Raw genomic sequence first — 16796 nt, forward strand, 5'->3', positions numbered from 1 at the left:
ACTAGGGAACTCCATATGATGGCGGAAAGTAGATCTTTTCGTAATCAGGGAACGGCCACGCGGGGATTTCCAGATCGTCGCGTCCCGTGATGCGCTGCCAGTCGGTGCAAGGGTCCATCATGCGCAGGTTCCGGCGCGCTGCCTCAAGCTGTCGGGTGGTGAGGGTTTTCATGCCGAGATGCTCCTGAATGCGTCAATTCGTTCCTTGGCATCTTCGCGGGTTGTCCACGCAAGGCCGCGCTTTGCCGCCTTGTCACGGTAATATCCTTCGATCTTTCCGCCCGGCTGAGCATATCGATCATAGTTGTAGGAACGGCACATTTCCTTAAACCAATCCGCATCGCGCCAATGAAGATAGACCCTGAACATGCTAGGATTGCGCAACTCTAGGTCTCTATCGCGAGGAACCATTTCATAGATGACAGGTGGTTCCGGCTTATATGGAGACACTTCGTCCAAAGGCCCCCAGCCATGAATTACCGTCCCGTTTCGATCTCCGCTTTCAATGGAAAATGAAAACCACTCGCCTGCATGCTCAATATCTCCATCTACAACGTGATTGCATGCATTGATGGTATGGATATTGCTGATGATTAGACGATCATTTCCCTTCTGGTCCCACATCGCATCCGCGATGCGCTCCATAACTTCGGTTCCAGCATCTGCTCCGTATTTCTTCTCGAAGACCTCGAAAGCTTTTTCACCGGGATATGTCACAGCCCCCGCCTCCCCAAATGGGCAGGCACAGGCCGCCGGTTGACCCGGACGCGGGCGTACTGGTGGGATGTCAGGGGGAAGGTCATTCGGCTGCCTCCAACTGAGGCGCGTTGGCTGCACGCCATTCGTCCTCGAGATCACACTGGTCCTTGTCCAGACGCTCGATTTCCGCCGTCACTTCCTCGATGCAATCTGGCAGGAAACCGACCGTGTCGGATACTTCGCCGAAGAACACCTGCTTTGCTTCATGCAAGCAGTTCTCGAGATCCTTCTTCAGCTTCTCAGCACGCTGCGCCTTACGCACAATCGCTATGCTCTGCGTCTGAAACCGACGATCGATGTCATTCATCGAACAACCGTCAGGAAGATTACTGCACATAATCAATTCCTCTCATTACTTGGAAAATACTCGGCCAACTCGGCCAGACTGCCGGGACCGCAATCCCGGTGGCCTGGGCGTGTCAGGGCATTGCAATGATGGTGAAGGCCCAGAACATGACACCCAGAAGCATGGCGCCGAGCAGGGCCATGCCGAGGAAGCGGGTTAGGTGGTTGTCGGGGAGGGGAGGCATCAGGCCGCCTCCTGATCCGTTTCTTCATTGATCCACGAGGACGAGCGCAGTTTGATGAAGTCGATCAGGCAGCGATATTCTTTGGCTGTCTGGTTGTCGCCGTGCGTTTCCTCAACGGCAGCATTGAACGCCTCCAGCGTCCCATAAAAACATCCCCGATTGACCTGAACCCCATCCTTGGAGCGATACCAAGTCAGAGTTCCGTCCTCAGACCCAACGTGGCTGATCCAGCCAAAGTGAATATCGAGAGAGACCTGCGCGTCGCCGGAGACCCACGCGTTGCCGTAGACCCGCGCGTTGCCGGAGACCCACGCGTCGCCGTAGACCTGCGCGTTGCCGAAGACCCGCGCGTTGCCGGAGACCCACGCGTTGCCGGAGACCTGCGCGTTGCCGAAGACCCACGCGTCGCCGAAGACCTGCGCGTCGCCGGAGACCCGCGCGTTGCCGGAGACCCGCGCGTTGCCGGAGACCTGCGCGTCGCCGGAGACCCACGCGTCGCCGTAGACCTGCAGGTTCGCCTCAGCTTCGACGTAACCACCAAGATCGCCAGCCGCGACACCGATTACCGTAATCGCGACGAGGGCGCGGATACGATAGAGCGTCCGGCCATCCCACGACTTCACGGTATCTGTAGTCAGGAGTTCGTATTTGTTGTTTTCGGGAGCATCCGTCTGCTCAACCGTGGAATTGTTCACTGCCCATCTCCGTGTTGGTGATGGGAACAATGTCGGATAATCCGACAAATTATGCAAGAGGAAAAGTTAGAAGCCCCGACAAAATATCACCCATGCGAAAATCGCCTTCGCGAATCTCAAAGAACATAATATGAACATAATTGGAAGGATTCGCCATGCCCGCACCCCAGACCGAGACCTACGTGTTCCAATCCTACAAGCTGGAAGGGAAGCCAGGCGCACAATATCCATGGCCGACAGGGCTTGTGCACTGCCGGTCGCGCCAAGATGCCCTGATGCGGCTCTATAAGGTCAAATCAGGATTGACCGACGATATAGGCGCCAGCGTGTTCCGGTTCTATGTGGGGGAGGATGGCGCGCCACGGACCGAGACGGTGGACGAAGTGGGGCAGGTGGCTGTGGTGCAGGCATGAAAAACCCCGCCGGAGCGGGGGAGGGGACGCACTCTATCTATGAAAGCTACTTAGAATATCATGCCATCTAGTGACCAAGGTAATAGCACCAATCGCAAGAGCCATCATCACTCCGGCGGATCGTGTTGTTAATAGTTTGGTTGTTCGCTCGTCAAGCACAGCAAGGCGTGTATTGGATGCCGCCAAGGACTCTGACGTCGCCATAGTGTGCTCAATGGTATTGAGTCGAATATCCAGCTTGGATATATCATCCTTAGTCGCGATGGACGCTTTAATTTCGGCAAGCGTAACCTGAATGCCTGTCAATGTTTCCTTGACGGCCTTCATGTCGCTTTCAAGATTGGTTATGCGCCGATCCATACCTCCATTATCGTTGCCCCCTGAGCCATTTTCAAGATGACGAATTTCCTGCTTTTCAGCATCTAGTTTGGCAGAGAAAGACCGGAACTGCTCGCGTAGGGCTTCTTCAGTGCTCATCGGCATCTATCTCTTTTAAAAGCTGCCCGCATAAGTCGATCATTTGCTGTGCAGTCTTATTCATATCTTCTTGAATTTTTTTTAAATCGGCCGGGAGAAGTGCGTTTCGCTCTCCACGGGCTATCTGTGCGATGGCATCGCTAACCATTGCGACCCCTAAAGCGGTTTTTGCCGCGACCACTCGCAAATCTGATCGTTGTTCAAAATCAGTCATCCGAGGTTCCAATCGCAGATTTCATTATAAGCAATATCCAAATTACGTATATCAACCGCCCGGTCTGTTCTGCTATCGTTCCATGAGAACGAAAGGGAAACAATGAACGGGAACGCGGCGAAAGACCTGCGGGCGCTTGGGGATTGGTCAGGCTGCATCCGAGCGAATAGCCTTCTCAAAAAGAGTGAGAAGCAATTTGCGCTCATCGTGATTGAGGGCGCGCCAGAGGCCAAGGAGGGCCAATTCGTCGGGATCTTCGACCGATTGCGGCGACAGGTCCGAATTAACCGGCGCCGCGCCAGCTATATAATCGACGGGGACACCATAGTACTGCGCTAACGCAATCATAGTCTCGCGTCCCGGCTTATCGTGAGCCTTTTCGTATGACGCAAGCGTACTGCGTCCAATGCCTACAGCATCAGCCGCCTCTTGCTGGGTAATCCGTCGCCCTTCTTTCTTTCCCTTCTGCAACCGCAGGCCGGAAAGACGGGCGCCCATGTCTGTCTCAAGGCTCATGGGAAGCAGTATGGTTGATATTTCTAACCCCTGTGTCGGAACTACCGACTTTTCTGTTGCGTGCTAAAGTCGGAAATACTAACATTCCGGCATGACACCAGCAGAACTCATGAAGCGGGTAGGCGGCGCTGCAAAAGTCGCCCGCGCCGCTGGCCTTCGGTCCCATGCGACAGTGCTGGGATGGGAGCGTATTCCTGACAAGCATCTCATTACAATCGAAGCCGCCACCGGCATCCCCCGCGAAGAACTGCGCCCGGACCTATTCCGAGGCGTGACGGTCGTGCGGCCTGAAGGGGAGGGGGTGCGATGAACACACAGAACAATCGACGTGAAGCCATTGACCTTGCACTCCGCTGGACTGAAGTGCGCGGCGGCGCACAGGCAGCCACCAGCACTGATCTTGTGAAGGCGGCTGCCATCATTGAAGCCTATCTGACGGGCGCCCTACAGCTTCGTGTCGTCGGGGACAACGCTCATGGAAATGGGGTTGCCAGTGCCGTCGACAGCCATGCGGGCGGCCGAGATCACATCAATGATGTATGCCCGGTCTGCATCAATAGTATTGTAAGACGTTTCTTTTCCTTCATTGGCGGCAATGACTTTGGCAATATGCCAGATCAGACCTTCTCGGCTCATTGTTTCCATACTCATAAAGCTTCATCCTCTGCACAGGGTGGAGAAAAGCCGGAGAGGGGTGCGACTCTCTCCGGCGCTGAAACTGTAATATCCCGCTGCTCGTGCGACCTATGCCGTCGCATGCATGGCACCCGTGACAGGGAGGACCGCTCATGAGCAAAACCTTCCCCCTCTCAAGCACAATGCGCCGCCTCGGCCTTGCGACCACGACCGACGAAGCCTGCGCCCTGATCCGCTGCGGGCGGGTCCGTGTGGACGGCGATGCCGCGCCAAGCGGGGCGTATGTCGGATACGGCGTGACCGTCAGCGTTCGCGGGATTGGCGAGCGCGTGGTCAGTCGGCAGGCTTTGGGGGTGCGGTGATGGCCGGTCATTTCTCCCAGACGATCATCCTTGGCAATGTGGGTAAGGACCCTGAAATACGGACCACACAAGGCGCACAGAAGGTCGCCAGCTTCACGCTCGCCACGTCTGAAACATGGAAAGACAGGCAGTCCGGCGAAAAGCGCGAAAAGACTGAATGGCATCGCGTGGTCTGCTGGAATGAAGGACTGACCAGCGTGATCGAACGGTTTGTTCGCAAGGGGTCTAAAGTGCAGGTCATCGGCCAGAACCAGACCAGAAAGTGGACCGACCGGCACAGCCAGGACCGATATACGACCGAAGTCGTGATCCAGAAGTTTGGCGGTGATCTGGTTCTGTGTGGTGAGCCAGCCGGGGAAGGCTGCTCATCCTCTCAGCAGTCCCAGCCGCGCCAGCAGGCCGCCCAGCAGCGTTCAGGCGGGTGGGACGCGCCGTCCGGTAATGATCTGGACGACGAAATACCGTTCTGATGCGTCACCGCCCCGCCAGTTCCGTGGCTATCATGGCCGCTAGATGCTGCCGGACCTCGATGGTAGCATTCGGGTGTAGCACAGCCCAGGTGCGGGCATCGTTTACGAGCATCCACGCGAGGAAGGGGGTTCGGTCTCCCTCGCGTGCTCCATCAACATTTCTTCGTTCATGTTCCTCCAAGTGCAGTTTCTCCAGTTCCGTCCGTCGCAAGAGGGAACATGGAGAATCTGAATGCCGAACTCTTGGGGAAAATTCCGAAAGGTTAGGGGAATGAGCGGCGCAACTGCCTCGTTTGATCCTCGCCCACGGCTGCTGAAAGTAATCCGTAGCCATTTTGCACCATTTCGATTTGCCGCGCAGAAGCTCGCCGACATGGCTTCGAGCACACCTCGCGCGGCGGAAAACTGGTTGTCCGGCCAATGCGCGCCGGGCGTTCCGCAACTGATCGAGCTTATGGCCTCCTGCGACGAAATCGAACGCGAGGTCATGCAGCTTGTCGAAGAACGCCGCAAGGCAAGGGAAGAAGAATGCCCTGGATCAAAATCAGGTTCCGACGCTTCGTCTGGCTGAAGCGTGAAGATGGTCCGCCTCCCTCGTGTCACGTCCTGTGCCTGCACATTTCGTGGTTCGATTGGGACACATGGGCCAACAAGATGAACCGTGCCCTGAAGGCTGCACAGGAGGAACTGCGCAAATGACAGCAGTAACCCTACGCCCGTACCAGCAGGACGCAGTAGAGGGTGTCCGCGACGCATTCCGGCAGGGGCACCGTGCCCCGCTGCTTGTGGCGCCTACCGGAGCAGGCAAGACGGTGATGTTCAGTCACATCGCGTCAAGTGCCAAGGCGCGCGGCTCCCGGGTGCTCATTATTGCGCATCGCAAGGAGCTTATTCGGCAAGCAAGTCGTAAGCTGCGCGATGCTGGCGTATCCCACGGCATCATCGCGCCATGGGCTGATCCCACAGGCGATCTGGTGCAGGTTGCGTCGGTGCAGACACTGGCCCGCAGGCTGGAGACGCTGCCGCGCTTCGATCTGATCATTATGGACGAAGCGCACCATGCCGTGGCGGGCACCTGGGCCAAGGTCATCGCGGCACAGCCTTGGGCAAAGATCCTTGGAGTAACGGCTACGCCTGAACGTATGGACGGAAAAGGTCTGGGCGTATCCGCTGGCGGCGTGTTTGACACACTGGTCATGGGTCCGCTGATCGGCGACCTGATCGGAAACGGATTTCTCACGCCTAGCCGGGTGTTCGCGCCGACTGATGCGCCTGATCTGTCCGGCATTAAGACGCGCGGTGGTGATTATGACACCACGGCACTGTCCTCAATCATGTCAGAGCCTAAACTGACCGGGGACGTAGTGGCGCATTACGCAAAATATGCGGCCGGGCTGCCTGCTATTGCTTTCTGCGCCTGCGTGCAGGATGCCCAGATGTATGCAGAGGCATTCCAGAACGCGGGCTGGCGCGCCAGGGCTGCGTATGGAGCGATGCCCGGCGAAGAGCGCGATGCTGCGATAAATGGTCTGGCTGACGGATCCGTGCAGGTTCTGACTACCTGCGACCTTGTTTCCGAGGGTCTGGATGTCCCGTGCGTAGGGGCGGTGATCCTGCTGCGTCCGACAAAATCCCTTGGGCTGCATGTCCAGCAGGTTGGCCGCGGTTTACGTCCAATGCCGGGCAAGACGCATCTGATCGTTCTTGATCATGCGGGAAACACGTTCAAGCATGGCCTGCCGGATAGCCTGCATAACTGGTCCCTCGAAGGCCGGACCAAGAAAGAACGGGACGGATCGGCTATCGCGACCTGGCGGTGCGAGCACTGCTTTTCCGTCAATGCTGCAACAGCACGCAAATGCCAGGAGTGTGGAGAGGCGCGGAAGCAGGACAAGCCTGAAGAAGATGACCGACGCATGGAAGTTGCGGATGGTGAACTGGTCGAACTCGATGAGGCCGCGCAGGCCCGTCTGAATTACCTGCGCCAGCAGCCATACAAGCAGGTTCTCAGGGAAGCCCGGACCGAAGATGACCTGAAAGAAATCGCCAAAGCCCGCAATTACAAGCGGGGATGGGTTTTCCACCAGATGAAAATGCGCGCTGAACGTGCAGGAGCGCAGGCATGAACGAAGCCCAGATACAGGCGGAGATCATGCTCCGCGTTGGCTCTCTCCATGGGGTACGTCTGTTCCGTAATTCGGTTGGTGAAGGCTGGGTTGGGCGTACCATCCGCCATGAAGGCAGTCGCCTCCTGCTGGAACATCCGCGTCGCGTTACATTCGGTTGGTGTCCGGGGTCATCTGATCTTCTGGGCTACCGGTCGCGTGAAATCACGCCTGATATGGTCGGGCAGACGGTGGCGCAGCTTGTGGCTATCGAGGTGAAAGGACCGCGTGGACGTGCGACCATGGAACAGGCCCGGTTCATCGAAGTGGTGCGCCGTCATGGTGCAACTGCAGGCGTCGCCCGTTCAGTTGATGAAGCGTTGGCGACGCTGGGACTGGTGCAGGCATGATACCATTCGACCAGATCAATTCCGTTGCCCTGTCTCAGTTCCCGCAACTGGTTGCAACCTGGCTGCCTGCAGGGAAGCGCCGGGGTGATGAATGGGTGCTGGGTGACCTGTCAGGAAACCCGGGGCGCTCCCTGTCCATCAACACGCGCACCGGGAAGTGGAGCGATTTCTCCGGCGCAGGGAAGGGGGGCGACCCGATCAGCCTCTATGCAGCAATCAATACGAATGGCGACCGGGTAACTGCGGCCCGCGCCCTTGGGGAAATTCTTGGCGTGACTTCTGATACCGTTGATCCTGTCCCTGTTCACCGAGATCAGCCTTTGCACCAGTCAGACTGGTCGCCGATCGTTCCGCCGCCGGCCGATGCCCCTGCGCCGGATTTTACCGGTTGGGACGAGGTTTACGCTTACCGCGATGCCGCAGGCTTCCCACTACGGTACGTCGTGCGGAAAAATGCGACCGAGCATGAGCGAAAGAAAATCATGCCGCTCACATACGGCACGTCGCCCAAAGGAACGCGGTGGCACCTGAAGCATGATGCCGCACCACGCTGCCTGTATGGTCTCGACCGTGTAGCACAACATCGTGCCGTTCTGGTGTGTGAGGGAGAGAAGGCCGCCGATGCCGCCCAATCCATGTTCCCACGCATTGCGTGCGTGACGTGGACGGCCGGGACCGGAAACGTGAGCAAGTCGGATTGGTCTGTTCTCGAGGGGAAAAATGTCCTGATCTGGCCGGACAATGATGAACCGGGCCTGAAGGCAGCCGAGGAAATCCGCTCCATCCTCGCCGGAATTGCCGATACGGTGCGGATGGTTGATGTGTCCGGTCTAAACCCCGGCGATGATGCTGCTGACCTGAACGTGCCCAGCCCACGCGACTGGCTGCGTGAACACTGCGGACCCGTACTATGCGGCATGACCGTCAAGCGTGCGCAGGAAAGCGCACCCGTCATGCAGCCGGGTCGGCGCGTAGCCGGTCTGGAACCGATACAGGTACGCGCTGGCGAACTGGATCTTGTCGCTACTGCGGGTGAACAGGCGTTGGTTGCGTCCGGCATGCCGGTGTACCAGCGGGGCACGGCCCTTATGCGTCCGGGACGCAGGGAAGTGGCCGCCGCCAACGGTCGCACGACTTATGCTGCATGCCTGATCGACCTGGGCGCATCGGCACTGACTGATCTGCTGTGTCAGGCAGTGGAGTGGCAGAAATACGATAAGCGCACTCAGGGCTGGAAGCAGATCGACCCGCCGCCGACAGCCGCCCAGACCATTCTGGCCCGGGCTGGCACATGGGCGTTCCCGTCGATCGCAGGTGTCATCACCACGCCAACCCTTCGGCCTGATGGCAGCGTGCTCATGGCGCCGGGCTATGACGCTGCAACGCGCCTGTTCCACGTTGATGATCCGCTGCTGGACCTGCGCCTGCCAAACCCGAGCAAGAATGCGGCATTTGACGCGCTGAATACGCTGAACACCCTGCTGGAAGAATTTCCGTTTGCCGCGGATGTAGATCGGTCCGTTGCCGTTGCCTCGATCATCACGGCCGTAGTGCGCGGCATGATGCCGGTCAGCCCGCTCTTTGCCTTTCGCGCCAACGCTCCCGGGTCGGGAAAATCATTTCTGGTGGATGTCGCTAGCGTGATCGCCACGGGCCGCGTGTGCCCGGTAACCAGTGCAGGGGAAGACACGACCGAAATGGAAAAGCGCCTCGCCGGTCTGCTGCTCGCCGGGTATCCCATCATGTCGCTGGATAACGTGAATGGAGAACTGGGCGGCGACCTGTTGTGCCAGGCCACGGAACGGCCGATCGTTCGTATCCGTGAGCTGGGATCGTCATCATCAACCGAGATCGAGAACCGGGCCGTGATTTTCGCGACAGGAAATGCCCTGCGCGTTAAGGGCGACATGACCCGACGCAGTCTGGTTGCTTCGCTTGATGCCGGAATGGAGCAGCCCGAACTGCGCAAGTTCCGGCATAACCCAGTTGAGGAAGTGATGGAGAACCGCGGGAAGTATGTCGCGGCCTGCATCACAATCGTGCGCTCATACATGGAAAGCGGCGATGATATGCAGCTGACGCCTCTGGCCTCATTCGAGGTGTGGAGCAGGACGGTGCGGAGTGCCCTGGTCTGGCTTGGTCAGGAAGACCCCTGCGACAGCATGGAAGCTGCACGCGAGGATGATCCTGAACGTATCGAGCATCGTGAGGTTGTGGGCCTACTGGCTGAAGCGGCGGGATCGGGAAGGCAATGCGCCCTGACAATTCGTCAGATTGAGGAACTATCACTGCAAACCACATACGGCGATGATGGTCACATGTCAGGATTGAAGTTTCCGGAACTACGGGATGCGCTGGTACGGATAGCCGGAAATGCATCCGGAAAGGTAAGTTCTCGCCGCCTTGGAAAGTGGTTCTCCGACCACAAGGGTCGGATCACCGATGGCGCACGTATTATGGACAGCGGGGTTACGCGGGATAAGGTAAAGCGCTGGTATATCGCATCTAGAGCGTCAAACTAGGTGCCATTTTGCAATCCCGCCCGACGCCATGCCGCATCGCTCCATAGTGGGAGACGATGCGCTTGGGCGGGGTACGCTCATAAAATGACGCCCCAAGGATCGCAGGCTTATTTCCGGGCCATTTTCTCCGCGTTTTCCTGCAAGATTTTCCGTAATTTCAGTGAAGACGTCACCTTCAAGGGATTTTTTAGCGTTATACATTTTGAGGATGTCGCGGGTCGTAAAAGGGATATGTTTCCCGAACATGCCTGCCAAAAGTCCATAATATTTCGCTAATTCCTTGTCGCGACGTTCCTCGTAGGTTTCTTCGTGATGTAACCATTCCTGGCAGTGCTCCAGCTTCCCTACTGGTCGAATTACCGCAAAATACTTCCGGCGGGCAGGCTTCATGCCCGTCACGGGAACAATTCGATAATTGCCGATTGTTTCTCCACAAACCCGCTTGAGGAAATTAACGACCGACAGGCCGGGACTGTTGGCAGTCGTCCACTTCGCGACGACATAAACGTCAGACGCACCCCCTAAATCATGGGCGCAATTGAGGATGTCATCGGCCTCAAACGGCCGCCCTAAGCCCCAGTTTTTCTCGACAAACGAGCAAAATCGCGGGTGATTATCTATGTCTTTTTTCATGCTTGAAACATGAGTCATCCCGGTCGTCTTGTCAATTTGTTTGTATGGTTTGCGGGTTAGGAAGGGTTTGTGCGGCATTTCCGCCCCGCAACCCTGAAATTTGCATATTACTATCTCTGCATTTTTCCTCCCGCCAAGGGAAAGTGGTTGTGCAAACCCTTCCGTACCCGCAAACCATACAAACACTAATATTTCTGCGTTTATTTACGGCCTTCCAAAAACATACCCCGCAAACCCCGCAAAGTATAAAATAAGTAAATATCACCATTTTTCCTTCTCTCCCTATCCGATCCGTACTAGAATTCCGGAAATCCAATAATTTCCGGTGATCTGTGGATACCCAAGAAATCTGGCCCGAACGCTGTGGCGCCGACTATGTGGCGAACCTTGCCCCGGCCCGAAACTGGAACGTGGCCGTAACCGCGTGTCAGATGCGGGCCGGATACGATATCGGGGAAACGGGACGGGCTGTGCTGGCTGGTATAGCCCTGAGAGCGTCGAGGATTGGCGCTGAGTGTGGTGTAATCGGTTCCGAGGGTAGATTACCGTGGGTGATGGGAAAGGCGCTGTGTGGGCAAATATGGAGGGTTGGTTCGGATGATGGATCTGAATTCTCTTTCTCCCCAAGCCCTAAAGGCCGCGGTGAAGGGCGGAACTGATGGTTGGGGGAAATCGGCATGCGAAACTGAGTGTCGATATATCGAGCCGCAGGACAGGAAGTATTGCCGACGGAAGTGCCCTTGCGGTTGCGGTGGACGAATTTCTCATCGTGGAATGGTCAAGGGGATCGCTCTGGCGGAAGGGTGTGAACTTTCCATGAAGCGATGGGAGCGCGACCCTCGGACATTCCGGCAAGAAAGGGTGTTTCAAATCGGGGATGAGGTGCTTATCAGCACGAAAAGTATTCCGAGGCCTGGTGTCATTATTGGCTGCGATAAAATGCCCGGCATGCCCACTTTTTTCCGGGTCCAGTTTCCTCACGGGGGAAATTGCCTGATCCATCCGCGAGAGATCAAATTGGTAAAATCGAAGGGCGCTTATAGTGCCGTATCGAATGTCGTTCGGCTTGGAGGCCGCAATTCATGATCCGCTTCCTGAAACGCTACGTGTGGCCTTGGTCGGAGATTGAGAGGCTGAAGCGTGAGCGGATTACGGAACGTGAGCGGCGCGATCTTCTTGAACTGCTTGATTATACTGATCATCTCGTAGGGTTCTGCGCGGCGCATATGCCTGACGTGCAGAAGTATTACGATGGGGCAAATGCATTCTGGTCAGTTGCGCATCGTATCGCAGGAAATGATAAAATCGCCGATCGTCTTCGGGATGAGATTGGGAAAAGCAGGAGGTTTGCCCGGAATGGCTGACACACTGACAACCGCCCTGATCTGGACCCTGTTCATCCTCGTGGTCGCACCCGTGTCCGCAGCGGCTTGGGTGTTTGTCTGGTGGTGCGGAGAATGAAAATCCGCCTCCACCGCAAACTGCAACGCGAAATGGCAGACAGGGGATGGTCGGCCATCGCAATCACCGGCAGCGGGCATATCAGGTGGCAGCACAGTAACGGCGCTCTGTATTTCTCAAGTGCTACGCCGAGTGACTGGCGGGCGGCGTGGAAAATGCGGGCAGATATGAGGAGGTTGGAGGAAAGATGACTGAAAGCAGAAATTCTAAAAGTTTCGTAACGGTTCCATATGCAGGCGAAGAAAAGGTGATGTATTTTATCAGGCGCAATGGGGAGTTGTATTTCAATGAAATGCTAATCGGCTCCGATAAAAGCGCGGAAAATCTTGTAAATACGGCCCGTCTTTTGGCTAAAAACATTGAACCAACGGCACGACGCATTGCCGAACTCGAAACGAAGTGATTTGGAGGGGCAGGTGGCGCAGACCAGTGAACTTGACCGCGTATCCCAGATCCTGAAATCAGACCGGCGCTATAATCGCCTGCGCCGTGAGATAGAAGCCGGGACAGCCACAGACCCGGGGGCAGACGGACCAGCCGCAATCCGCCGCAGGATTGTGCAGGATGCTATTGCGATTGCAGGCGGCGGTGGCAAGACGCAGGCAGTTCGCCGGGTCGCGGATGAATGTGCGCTGGACCGGTTCTACCATCGGCCAAACAGCAACCTGACACCGCAGCAGCATGCTGCCGGGATGCGTTTCCGTCAGGCATGGTTGCGTTCCGCCCGACGGGCGCGCGTGACCCAGACTTACGACACGCAGGAAATCGAACGTGGCGGCGATCTGACAGGGCCGGAAAACACCAGCTACGCCCGCGAACTGGTTTCCGAGGCGCTGGAAGTTCTTACATCAGCGCAGCGGCGCGCGATCGTTGCCGTATGTGGCGAGGATGAGCGTGTGGGCATGCGCGGCAAAACCCTGTGCTATGGCCTCGATAAACTGGCTGATCTGTGGTTCAAAAAATAAGACTTGTACTTTTTCCAGTAACGTGCATTATTCGGTCCATCATGGAATAAATGCGCCGCAACGGCACGATATAATCCACCCACCGAGGGCGGTTTTTCGTATTCGGCCATCCCTGTTCCATGTGCATTCGGGCGGCTGACAACCTTACGGTTCTGGCACGGAGCCGATATCCCCGTCCTCCCTAACCGATTGGTGCCCGTTAGTTTCATTGCCGATCGGCATGGGTAAATCCTGTCAGCCCGCAAGCAACGGGGGATAAGGCGGGGAGTGCATCAAACATCATTGCCTGGAGGATCGTATGGCTGGGCGAAAGGGTCCGGCTAAAGCTGAGAAGCGAACGAGCCGGACACGTCCTACGCGCGATGCACGCGAGGTTTTCCTTGAGCATCTGCGTAAAACATCAAACGTATCAGAATCTGCTCGTGTTGCTGTGGTCGGGCGAACGACCGTTCATGAATGGCGGGATCAAGACCCTGCGTTTGCCGCCGCATGGGACGATGCGATCGATGAGGCGACAGACGCCCTTGAGGCGGAAGCGCGTCGTCGCGCCGTCGATGGCCACGAAGAATACGTGATTTCCATGGGGCAGATAGTGCGCGATCCGGAAACCGGGAAGCCGCTGAAACAGAAGAAATACAGCGATGCGTTGACAACGCTTCTTCTCAAAGCGCACCGGCCCGAGAAATTCCGTGAACGCTATGACGTTCAGCAGACCGGCAACATCACCATGAACATCACATCGGATGACGACGCGCTGTAATGGTCGCCAAGCTGAACCCGGCCCAGCAGGAAGCAAACCGACTGCTGGGCAGCCCGGCCACGCACATCCTGCTTCGGGGCGGTTCGCGGTCGGGGAAAACCTTTCTCCTGATCCGCGCTCTGGTCATCCGCGCAGCCAAGGCGCCGGGCACGCGCCACGGCATTTTCCGCCACCGATTCAATGCGCTGAAACACTCCATCATCGGGGACACGTTTCCCAAGGTGATGCGCCTGTGCTTCCCCGGCGTGCCCTACAACCTGAACCGCACGGACTGGTTCGTGACCCTGCCGAACGGGTCCGAAATCCTGTTCCATGGCCTTGATAGTTCCGACCGCACAGAGAAGATCCTCGGTCTTGAGTTCGCCACTGTTTACCTGAATGAGGCCAGCCAGATCGGATACGGCGCGCGCAACATGCTGCTGACACGGCTGGCGCAGAAATCGACGCTGAACGTCAAGGAATATATCGACGCCAACCCGCCCACGACTTCGCATTGGCTTTACAGCCTGTTCGAGCGGCACGTTGAGCCGAAGTCGGGCGAACCGCTGCCCGACCCGGCCGATTATGCAACCATGCAGATCAACCCGGACAGCAACCGGGCCAACCTGTCGCCTGAATATCTGAAGCAATTGGAAAGCCTGCCGGAGAAGGAACGCCAGCGGTTCCTGTTCGGCAATTACCAGACTGCAATCGAGGGAGCGCTGTGGACGCTGGACCGCATTCGGCGCGAGGCCGCGATAACGGACGCCAACCGTGCCGCCGTGCTGGCGCGTATGCGGCGCATCGTCGTGGCCGTCGATCCTTCGGGCTGTTCAGGGCCGGAAGATTATCGCTCGGATGAGATAGGCATTTCGGTGTGCGGTGTTGACGTTGACGGCAACGGCCATGTGCTGGCTGACCTGTCATGCCGCACCGGCCCGGCCGGATGGGCCAAGATCGCACTGGATGCGCTGGACCTTTGGCGCGGCGACCGGATCGTGGCCGAAAAAAACTTTGGCGGCGCGATGGTCGAAAGCACGATCAGGGCGGCGCGTGCCACGGCGCCGGTCACGCTTGTCACGGCCTCGCGCGGAAAGTTCGCTCGGGCTGAACCTGTGGCGGCGCTCTATGAACAGGGGAAAGTGACCCACCACGGCAGGTTCCCCGACCTTGAGGACCAGCTTTGCCAGTTCTCCATGTCGGGGTTTGAGGGCGCGCGTTCGCCCGACCGGGCCGACGCGCTGGTGTGGGGCCTGACTGATCTCATGCTGGGGCCGCCACCGGCCGCACCGGCGCGCTTCGCACCAACACGTTTCAATCTGGGCCGATAGCGGCCACGGGGCCGTATGGACTGGCAGCAGCTAAAGAAAACCTATCCGCAGGACAACGATCTGCCAGCGCGTGCAAACCGCCTGACCGCGCTGATGAAGGTCAGGGACTGCACGCAGTATGACGCGATCCAGAACCCGTTCAGCAGCGAATACAACGGGGCAGGGGAATACATCCCGCTATCGCAGCGCAGACCGTCGGTGCGCACCAACATGTGCGCAACGGTGGTGGATGAAAGCGCTTCGTTGGTGTTCGGCGAATGCCACTGGCCCGCCCTGAGCGCGGACAGTCCGGATGTTGCCGCCGTCATGGCCGATCTGGACCGGGAATGTGCATTGCCCGCGGTCATGATCGAAGCGGTTATTTCTGGCTCTGTCGGTTCGTCTGCCCTGCTGGTCGAGGTTGTGGATCGTGCGCCGTGTGTGTCGATGCACGATACCCGGTTTCTTACGCCCGTATGGGACGCGGCGAACCACCTGGTGAGCGTGACCGAGTGCTACAAGGTCAAGGGGGCTGATCTGGCCGCGAATGGCTGGCCCCTCTCTGATGATGACATGCCTGCCGTGTTCTGGTGGCGGCGCGAATGGGACAAAAAAGCCTGTCGGGTCTACGTTCCAACCCGTGTGGCCGATGGCCTGCCCGACCGGATAGATGCCACACGCACCACGCACCACGGCCTAGACTTTGTCCCGTGGATCTGGATGGCCAATCTGGCGCAGCCGGGCGTTGTGGACGGTCCATGCACCTTCGAGCGCGCCATCGATACGGTCATCGAGTGCGATTACCTGTTGTCCCAGTCTGGACGCGGCCTGAAATACAGCGCCGACCCGAAGTTGGTTATCAAAGCCGGTGCGGCTGATCCGGCCGGCGCGGCGGATGATGGCGGGATAACCGGCGGCGCAGCGTCTGCCCTGACGCTCCCGCTTGATGGCGACGCCAAGATGCTGGAGATCAATGGCGACGCATCCGGCGCCATGTTGGCGCACTACAAGGAACTGCGCGCCATCGTGATGGAGCAGATCCACGGCAACCGGGCCAGTGCGGACAAGATCAGCGCCGCGCAGTCTGGCCGGGCCATGGAAATGATGTGCCAATCGCTGGTGTGGCTGGCTGACCGCCTGCGCCTGTCATACGGCGAATACGGACTGCTGGCGCTGTATCGCATGATCTGCCGGTTTTCCAGCGTAGTGGCTGGCGGCATCCGGATTGGCGGCAAGGATCACGTCAATCTGCCTGACGCCGGTCTGGCGCTGCAATGGCCACCCTACTTCCCCAGCACGGACCCCGAACTACTGCAGCTTGCGCAGGGGCTGGCGACGGCTGTGGCGTCGGGCTTTATGTCCAACGAGACCGCCTGCAACATCTATGCCGCCAAGGTCGGAACGGCCAGCCCGCAGGAGGAATGGGACCGGGTGCTGGATGAACTGTCCGACCCGGTTCTGGCCGCCAAGCGGCAGAACGCCGCGAACGCCGCCAAAGCCGACCGGCAGGCTGCTGGTGCAGGCCGAACAGAGACACGACAAGCCACGGCCTGACGTTCCCCCGGCTGATGCCGGATCA

At 58.0% G+C, this 16796-nt stretch carries 23 protein-coding genes; 14 read left to right on the forward strand and 9 right to left on the reverse strand.

The features are described 5' to 3' along the window. Nucleotide 1: 1 nt before the first annotated feature. The 4 genes from MSKU9_RS16580 to MSKU9_RS16595 all read right to left on the reverse strand — a co-directional run bounded on the left by MSKU9_RS16580 (nt 2) and on the right by MSKU9_RS16595 (nt 1984). Nucleotides 2-172: a class I SAM-dependent methyltransferase gene (locus tag MSKU9_RS16580; RefSeq protein WP_141262468.1), complete on the reverse strand. Its 171-nt coding sequence runs from the start codon at nt 170-172 to the stop codon at nt 2-4. Beyond that, nucleotides 169-717 (reverse strand): hypothetical protein, encoded by a 549-nt coding sequence (locus MSKU9_RS16585; RefSeq protein ID WP_141262469.1) that lies wholly within the window; start codon nt 715-717, stop codon nt 169-171. Before MSKU9_RS16585 ends, MSKU9_RS16580 begins: the two co-directional genes overlap by 4 nt. 82 nt (nt 718-799) lie before the next feature. Further along, nucleotides 800-1066, reverse strand: a complete 267-nt coding sequence (locus MSKU9_RS16590) for a hypothetical protein (protein WP_141262470.1) — start codon at nt 1064-1066, stop codon at nt 800-802. A 222-nt stretch (nt 1067-1288) separates the two neighbouring features. After that, entirely contained in the window at nt 1289-1984 is a 696-nt protein-coding gene (locus tag MSKU9_RS16595) for a bactofilin family protein (RefSeq protein ID WP_227002542.1), read from the reverse strand. A gap of 155 nt (nt 1985-2139) precedes the next feature. On the opposite strand from MSKU9_RS16595, the gene MSKU9_RS16600 reads away from it, so the two are divergent. Beyond that, nucleotides 2140-2397 carry a hypothetical protein gene (locus MSKU9_RS16600; protein WP_141262471.1) on the forward strand — a complete coding sequence of 86 codons (258 nt, stop codon included), beginning with the start codon at nt 2140-2142 and terminating at the stop codon, nt 2395-2397. A gap of 33 nt (nt 2398-2430) precedes the next feature. Here the strand turns inward: MSKU9_RS16600 and MSKU9_RS16605 are convergent, their stop codons facing one another. From MSKU9_RS16605 to MSKU9_RS16615, 3 genes are all read right to left on the reverse strand, one after another. After that, nucleotides 2431-2874 carry a hypothetical protein gene (locus MSKU9_RS16605; RefSeq protein ID WP_141262472.1) on the reverse strand — a complete coding sequence of 148 codons (444 nt, stop codon included), beginning with the start codon at nt 2872-2874 and terminating at the stop codon, nt 2431-2433. Then, nucleotides 2864-3088: a hypothetical protein gene (locus MSKU9_RS16610; RefSeq protein WP_141262473.1), complete on the reverse strand. Its 225-nt coding sequence runs from the start codon at nt 3086-3088 to the stop codon at nt 2864-2866. Before MSKU9_RS16610 ends, MSKU9_RS16605 begins: the two co-directional genes overlap by 11 nt. A 147-nt stretch (nt 3089-3235) precedes the next feature. Next, entirely contained in the window at nt 3236-3604 is a 369-nt protein-coding gene (locus MSKU9_RS16615; RefSeq protein ID WP_141262474.1) for a helix-turn-helix transcriptional regulator, read from the reverse strand. A gap of 109 nt (nt 3605-3713) precedes the next feature. On the opposite strand from MSKU9_RS16615, the gene MSKU9_RS16620 reads away from it, so the two are divergent. After that, nucleotides 3714-3914, forward strand: a complete 201-nt coding sequence (locus MSKU9_RS16620; protein WP_227002544.1) for a YdaS family helix-turn-helix protein — start codon at nt 3714-3716, stop codon at nt 3912-3914. Between the two features lie 134 nt (nt 3915-4048). Here the strand turns inward: MSKU9_RS16620 and MSKU9_RS16625 are convergent, their stop codons facing one another. Then, entirely contained in the window at nt 4049-4255 is a 207-nt protein-coding gene (locus MSKU9_RS16625; RefSeq protein WP_141262476.1) for a hypothetical protein, read from the reverse strand. 137 nt (nt 4256-4392) lie between these two features. Here MSKU9_RS16625 and MSKU9_RS16630 point away from each other — a divergent pair, with 137 nt between their 5' ends. The 6 genes from MSKU9_RS16630 (at nt 4393) to MSKU9_RS16655 (ending at nt 10109) form a co-directional block, all read left to right on the forward strand. Beyond that, nucleotides 4393-4602, forward strand: a complete 210-nt coding sequence (locus MSKU9_RS16630) for a hypothetical protein (RefSeq protein WP_141262477.1) — start codon at nt 4393-4395, stop codon at nt 4600-4602. Next, nucleotides 4602-5072, forward strand: a complete 471-nt coding sequence (gene ssb / locus MSKU9_RS16635) for a single-stranded DNA-binding protein (RefSeq protein WP_141262478.1) — start codon at nt 4602-4604, stop codon at nt 5070-5072. Before MSKU9_RS16630 ends, ssb begins: the two co-directional genes overlap by 1 nt. Before the next feature lie 271 nt (nt 5073-5343). Next, on the forward strand, nt 5344-5643 hold the full coding sequence (locus MSKU9_RS16640; RefSeq protein ID WP_141262479.1) for a hypothetical protein: 300 nt from the start codon (nt 5344-5346) through the stop codon (nt 5641-5643). A gap of 124 nt (nt 5644-5767) precedes the next feature. Next, the gene (locus MSKU9_RS16645; RefSeq protein ID WP_141262480.1) at nt 5768-7198 is read left to right on the forward strand and encodes a DEAD/DEAH box helicase; all 1431 of its coding nucleotides are present in this window, start codon (nt 5768-5770) and stop codon (nt 7196-7198) included. Continuing rightward, nucleotides 7195-7587, forward strand: coding sequence for a VRR-NUC domain-containing protein (locus MSKU9_RS16650; protein WP_227002546.1), 393 nt, complete (start codon nt 7195-7197; stop codon nt 7585-7587). Before MSKU9_RS16645 ends, MSKU9_RS16650 begins: the two co-directional genes overlap by 4 nt. Then, nucleotides 7584-10109 (forward strand): topoisomerase, encoded by a 2526-nt coding sequence (locus MSKU9_RS16655; protein WP_141262481.1) that lies wholly within the window; start codon nt 7584-7586, stop codon nt 10107-10109. Before MSKU9_RS16650 ends, MSKU9_RS16655 begins: the two co-directional genes overlap by 4 nt. Here MSKU9_RS16655 and MSKU9_RS16660 read toward each other — a convergent pair. Then, entirely contained in the window at nt 10101-10820 is a 720-nt protein-coding gene (locus MSKU9_RS16660; protein ID WP_141262482.1) for a hypothetical protein, read from the reverse strand. The two genes, MSKU9_RS16655 and MSKU9_RS16660, sit on opposite strands and share 9 nt — an antisense overlap. Nucleotides 10821-11824: 1004 nt before the next feature. Between MSKU9_RS16660 and MSKU9_RS16675 the strand changes: the two genes are divergently transcribed. The 6 genes from MSKU9_RS16675 to MSKU9_RS16700 all read left to right on the forward strand — a co-directional run bounded on the left by MSKU9_RS16675 (nt 11825) and on the right by MSKU9_RS16700 (nt 16771). After that, the gene (locus MSKU9_RS16675; RefSeq protein WP_141262483.1) at nt 11825-12106 is read left to right on the forward strand and encodes a hypothetical protein; all 282 of its coding nucleotides are present in this window, start codon (nt 11825-11827) and stop codon (nt 12104-12106) included. A 245-nt stretch (nt 12107-12351) separates the two neighbouring features. Beyond that, nucleotides 12352-12606, forward strand: coding sequence for a hypothetical protein (locus tag MSKU9_RS16680; RefSeq protein WP_141262484.1), 255 nt, complete (start codon nt 12352-12354; stop codon nt 12604-12606). Nucleotides 12607-12619: 13 nt separating this feature from the next. Next, nucleotides 12620-13168, forward strand: coding sequence for a hypothetical protein (locus MSKU9_RS16685; RefSeq protein ID WP_141262485.1), 549 nt, complete (start codon nt 12620-12622; stop codon nt 13166-13168). Nucleotides 13169-13466: 298 nt separating this feature from the next. Beyond that, entirely contained in the window at nt 13467-13928 is a 462-nt protein-coding gene (locus MSKU9_RS16690) for a hypothetical protein (RefSeq protein ID WP_193557723.1), read from the forward strand. Next, nucleotides 13928-15238, forward strand: a complete 1311-nt coding sequence (locus MSKU9_RS16695; protein WP_193557724.1) for a phage terminase large subunit — start codon at nt 13928-13930, stop codon at nt 15236-15238. The genes MSKU9_RS16690 and MSKU9_RS16695 overlap by 1 nt, the downstream gene beginning before the upstream one ends. A 15-nt stretch (nt 15239-15253) precedes the next feature. After that, the gene (locus tag MSKU9_RS16700) at nt 15254-16771 is read left to right on the forward strand and encodes a portal protein (protein ID WP_141262486.1); all 1518 of its coding nucleotides are present in this window, start codon (nt 15254-15256) and stop codon (nt 16769-16771) included. Nucleotides 16772-16796: the final 25 nt, after the last annotated feature.

The organism is Komagataeibacter diospyri (assembly GCF_006538165.1).
In the GTDB taxonomy this organism is placed as follows: Bacteria; Pseudomonadota; Alphaproteobacteria; order Acetobacterales; family Acetobacteraceae; genus Komagataeibacter; species Komagataeibacter diospyri.

Coding starts and splice junctions, on each gene's coding strand:
- MSKU9_RS16615 (WP_141262474.1), bottom strand. CDS start 3,604: ATGAGCCTTGAGACAGACATGGGCGCCCGTCTTTCCGGCCTGCGGTTG.
- MSKU9_RS16675 (WP_141262483.1), top strand. CDS start 11,825: ATGATCCGCTTCCTGAAACGCTACGTGTGGCCTTGGTCGGAGATTGAG.
- MSKU9_RS16605 (WP_141262472.1), bottom strand. CDS start 2,874: ATGAGCACTGAAGAAGCCCTACGCGAGCAGTTCCGGTCTTTCTCTGCC.
- MSKU9_RS16625 (WP_141262476.1), bottom strand. CDS start 4,255: ATGAGTATGGAAACAATGAGCCGAGAAGGTCTGATCTGGCATATTGCC.
- MSKU9_RS16630 (WP_141262477.1), top strand. CDS start 4,393: ATGAGCAAAACCTTCCCCCTCTCAAGCACAATGCGCCGCCTCGGCCTT.
- MSKU9_RS16660 (WP_141262482.1), bottom strand. CDS start 10,820: ATGCCGCACAAACCCTTCCTAACCCGCAAACCATACAAACAAATTGAC.
- MSKU9_RS16620 (WP_227002544.1), top strand. CDS start 3,714: ATGAAGCGGGTAGGCGGCGCTGCAAAAGTCGCCCGCGCCGCTGGCCTT.
- MSKU9_RS16655 (WP_141262481.1), top strand. CDS start 7,584: ATGATACCATTCGACCAGATCAATTCCGTTGCCCTGTCTCAGTTCCCG.
- MSKU9_RS16590 (WP_141262470.1), bottom strand. CDS start 1,066: ATGAATGACATCGATCGTCGGTTTCAGACGCAGAGCATAGCGATTGTG.
- MSKU9_RS16580 (WP_141262468.1), bottom strand. CDS start 172: ATGAAAACCCTCACCACCCGACAGCTTGAGGCAGCGCGCCGGAACCTG.
- MSKU9_RS16600 (WP_141262471.1), top strand. CDS start 2,140: ATGCCCGCACCCCAGACCGAGACCTACGTGTTCCAATCCTACAAGCTG.
- MSKU9_RS16700 (WP_141262486.1), top strand. CDS start 15,254: ATGGACTGGCAGCAGCTAAAGAAAACCTATCCGCAGGACAACGATCTG.
- ssb (WP_141262478.1), top strand. CDS start 4,602: ATGGCCGGTCATTTCTCCCAGACGATCATCCTTGGCAATGTGGGTAAG.
- MSKU9_RS16690 (WP_193557723.1), top strand. CDS start 13,467: ATGGCTGGGCGAAAGGGTCCGGCTAAAGCTGAGAAGCGAACGAGCCGG.
- MSKU9_RS16695 (WP_193557724.1), top strand. CDS start 13,928: ATGGTCGCCAAGCTGAACCCGGCCCAGCAGGAAGCAAACCGACTGCTG.
- MSKU9_RS16610 (WP_141262473.1), bottom strand. CDS start 3,088: ATGACTGATTTTGAACAACGATCAGATTTGCGAGTGGTCGCGGCAAAA.
- MSKU9_RS16640 (WP_141262479.1), top strand. CDS start 5,344: ATGAGCGGCGCAACTGCCTCGTTTGATCCTCGCCCACGGCTGCTGAAA.
- MSKU9_RS16650 (WP_227002546.1), top strand. CDS start 7,195: ATGAACGAAGCCCAGATACAGGCGGAGATCATGCTCCGCGTTGGCTCT.
- MSKU9_RS16645 (WP_141262480.1), top strand. CDS start 5,768: ATGACAGCAGTAACCCTACGCCCGTACCAGCAGGACGCAGTAGAGGGT.